The sequence below is a fragment of the Inquilinus sp. OTU3971 genome, assembly GCF_038440215.1.
On record NZ_JASATH010000356.1, the window covers coordinates 1 to 3837 of the forward strand.

The window sequence follows — 3837 nt, forward strand, 5'->3', positions numbered from 1 at the left end:
CTCCTTCGGTGGGGAGGCGATGCCTGCGGCGGGGTATGACCGGGTGCGTCGTGCGTTGCGTCCGCGGGCTTTGATCAACGGGTACGGTCCGACGGAGGCGGTGGTGACGCCGCTGGTGTGGAAGGGGAATGCGGAGACGGCGTGCGACGGAGCGTATGTGCCGATCGGTCGTCCGGTGGGGGATCGCCGGGCCTATGTGCTGGACGGTCGGCTGCAGCCGGTGCCGGTGGGGGTGGCGGGCGAGCTCTACATCGGCGGCTCCGGCCTGGCGCGGGGCTATGTCGGTCGGGCCGACCTGACGGCGGAGCGCTTCGTGCCGGACCCGTATGGCGGGCCGGGGGGCCGGATGTACCGGACCGGGGACGTGGTGCGGTGGCGTGCGGACGGGGCGGTCGAGTATCTCGGCCGGGCCGACCACCAGGTGAAGATCCGGGGCTACCGGATCGAGCCGGGGGAGGTCGAGGCGCGGCTCTTGTCGCATCCGGCTGTGCGCGGCGCGGTGGTGTCGGCGGTGTCGTCGCCGGGCGGCCGGCGGCTGGTGGCGCATGTCGCGGCGCCGGAGGCGGGGGATGGGCTGGAGGCCGGGCTGAAGGCGCATCTGGCGGGCCAGCTGCCGGACTACATGGTGCCGTCGCGGATCATGGTGCTGCCGGCGCTGCCGCTGCTGCCGACCGGCAAGCTGGACAGGAAGGCGCTGCCGGAGCCGGAATGGGAGAGCACCACCCGGTCGGCGCCGGAGGGCGAGGCGGAGCGTGCGATCGCCGGGATCTGGGCGGAGGTGTTGGGCCTGCGGCAGGTGGGCCGGGACGACAACTTCTTCGAGCTGGGCGGGGATTCGATCCTGTCCTTGCAGGTGGTGTCGCGGGCGCGCCGCATGGGCCTGGTGCTGACGCCGCGGCAGCTGTTCGAGCATCAGACGGTGCGCGGGCTGGCGGCGGTGGCCGGTCGCGAGACGGTTGTGGTGCAGGAGACGGCGACGGGCGAGGCGCCGCTGACGCCGATCCAGCGCTGGTTCTTCGGGACGGAGATCCCGCAGCGGCACCACTGGAACCAGGCGGTGCTGCTGGCGCCGCGGCAGCGGCTGGACGCCGAGGCGCTGGGCCGGGCCCTGGCGGCGGTGGTGGCGCATCACGACGCGCTGCGGCTGCGCTTCGTGCAGGGCCAGGACGGCGCCTGGACGCAGGCCTATGCCGAGCCGGCGGAGCAGGAGTGGCTGTGGATTCGTGCCGTCGCCGACGAGGCGGCGCAGGTGGCGGAGGCGGCCCAGCGCAGCCTGGACCTGACGCAAGGCCCGCTGCTGCGGGCGGTGCTGGCCGAGCGCTGGGACGGGACGCAGCGGCTGCTGCTGGCGATCCATCACCTGGTGGTGGACGGGGTGTCCTGGCGGATCCTGCTGGAGGACCTGCAGGCGGCCTACGGCCAGGCCGTGGCCGGAGAGGCCATCGTGCTGCCGGAGACGAGCAGCAGCTTCGGCGCCTGGGGCCGGATCCTGCAGGCCCATGCCTCGAGCCCCGAGCTGCTGGCGGAGCTGCCCTATTGGCAAAGCGTGCTGGACGGCCCGTCGGGCTTCCCGGTGGCACGTCCGGAGGGTGCGGACACGGAGCGGGTGGAGCACCGGCAGCGCTTCGACGCGGCGCTGACCGAGCGGCTGGTGACGGCGGGGCGGGCGTGGCGGGCCGGTGTGGAGGACCTGCTGCTGACGGCGCTGGCGCGGGCGCTGTGCCGTCACAGCGGGCAGGGCTCGGCGCTGGTGGCGCTGGAAGGCCATGGCCGGGAGGAGCTGGGCGGGCTGGACCTGAGCCGGACGGTGGGCTGGTTCACCAGCCTGTACCCGGTACGGCTGACACCGGCGGAAGACCTCGAAGCGTCGCTGAAGGCGGTGAAGGAGCAGCTGCGGGCGGTGCCGCAACGCGGCCTGGGCTACGGCGTGCTGCGCCACATGGGCAGTGCCGAGGTGCAGGCCGCACTGTCGGGCCAGCCCTGGCCGGCGGTGACGTTCAACTATCTGGGCCGGTTCGACGGGATGACGGCGGGGGCGTTCGCCCTGGCGCGGGAGAGCGCCGGCCGGGACCAGTCGGAGGGCTCGCCGCTCGGCGCCGAGCTGGTGGTGAACGGCCAGGTGGCGGAGGGCGTGCTGGGTCTGTCCTGGCTGTACAGCGCCGCCCGGCACGATGCCGGCACCATCGAGCAGCTGGCCCAGGCCTTCGCGGCGGAGCTGGCGGCGCTGGTCGATCTGTGCGGCGCTCCGGGGGCGGGCGGGCTGACGCCGTCGGACGTGCCCCTGGCCGGTCTGAGCCAGGCGGAGTTGGATGCGCTGCCGGTGCCGGCGGCGGAGGTGGAGGATCTGTATCCGCTGTCGCCGATGCAGCAGGGGATGCTGTTCCACAGCCTGCAGGCGCCGGAGCTGTATGTGACGCAGGTGCGGGTGGATGTGGACGGGCTCGACGCCGGCCGCTTCGGCCGGGCCTGGGAGGCGGCGGTGGAGGCCCACGCCATCCTGCGCACCGGCTTCCTGTGGCAGGGCGACAAGCCGCTGCAGCTGGTGCGCCGGCGGGTGCCGTCGCCGGTGGAGCATCTGGACTGGCGCGGCAAGCCGGATCTGGAGCAGGCGCTGGCGGAGCTTGCGGCCGCGGACCGGGCGCGGGGCTTCGACCTGGCCGTGGCGCCGCTGCTGCGGGTGCTCTTGGTGCGGACGACTGCCGACCGGCACCGGCTGATCCTGACCAGCCACCACCTGCTGCTGGATGGCTGGAGCACGTCGCGGCTGATCGGCGAGGTGCTGACGCGGTACCACGGCACGGCACCGGCCCCGGTGGCAGGCCGGTACCGGGACTACATCGCCTGGCTCGCCCGGCGGGACCAGGCGGCGGATCAAAGCTTCTGGCGGGACCGTCTGTCCGGTGTGGAGGAGCCGACGCTGCTGGCCGCGGCGCTGCCGGCCGCGGCCGTGCCGGCCTCGGCGTCCGAGCCAGGGCACGACAGCGCCAGGCTGCGGCTGGATGCGACAGCGACCGAAGCGCTCAAGAGCTTCGCGCGGCGCGAGCATGTGACCTTGAACACGGTGCTGCAGGGGGCGTGGGCGCTGCTGCTGTCGCGGAGCACGGGGCAGCGTCGGGTGGTGTTCGGGGCGACGGTGTCGGGGCGTCCGGCGGAGCTGCGGGACGCCGAGGCCATGATGGGGCTGTTCATCAACACCCTGCCGGTGGCGCCGGCGCTGGACCCGGCGCGGAGGGGCGGGGACTGGCTGCGGCAGCTGCAGGCGGAGAACGCGGCGCTGCGCGAGCACGAGCACACGCCGTTGTACGAGATCCAGGGCTGGGCGGGTCAGGGCGGGCGGTCGCTGTTCGACACGATCCTGGTGTTCGAGAACTATCCGGTCGACCAGGCGCTGCGGGAGCGCGACAGCCGGGGGCTGCACAGCCGGGGGCTGCGGTTCGGCGAGGTCTCGAACCTGGAGACGACGAACTACGCCCTGACCCTGACGGTGCAGGCCGGCGGAGACATCGAGATCGGCTGGGGCTGGCGGCGCGACGCCTTCGACCGGGATCGCATCGAAGGGCTGATGCGGCGGTTCGAGGCGCTGCTGGTGGGCCTCGCCAAGACGCCTGATGCGCTCCTGGGCAGCATCGCCCTGCCGACCGCGGAAGACCGGCAGCGCCTGGCCATCTGGAACGCGACGGATGTGGCCTACGAATCCGTGCCGACCGTGCTGTCGCTGATCGAGCGCCAGGCGCGGGCGACGCCGGAGGCGGAGGCGCTGGTGTTCGGCACCGAGCGGCTGAGCTATGCCGAGCTGGAGCGGCGGACCAACCGGCTGGCCCAGGCTCTGGCGGTGCA

1 protein-coding gene is annotated in these 3837 nt (G+C 73.7%); it reads left to right on the forward strand.

Translation table 11 applies throughout. The annotated features are described in order from the left end of the window. Positions 1-19: 19 nt before the first annotated feature. On the forward strand, positions 20-3837 hold a 3818-nt coding region (locus tag AAHM41_RS39490; RefSeq protein WP_342242120.1), incomplete at its 3' end, for a condensation domain-containing protein.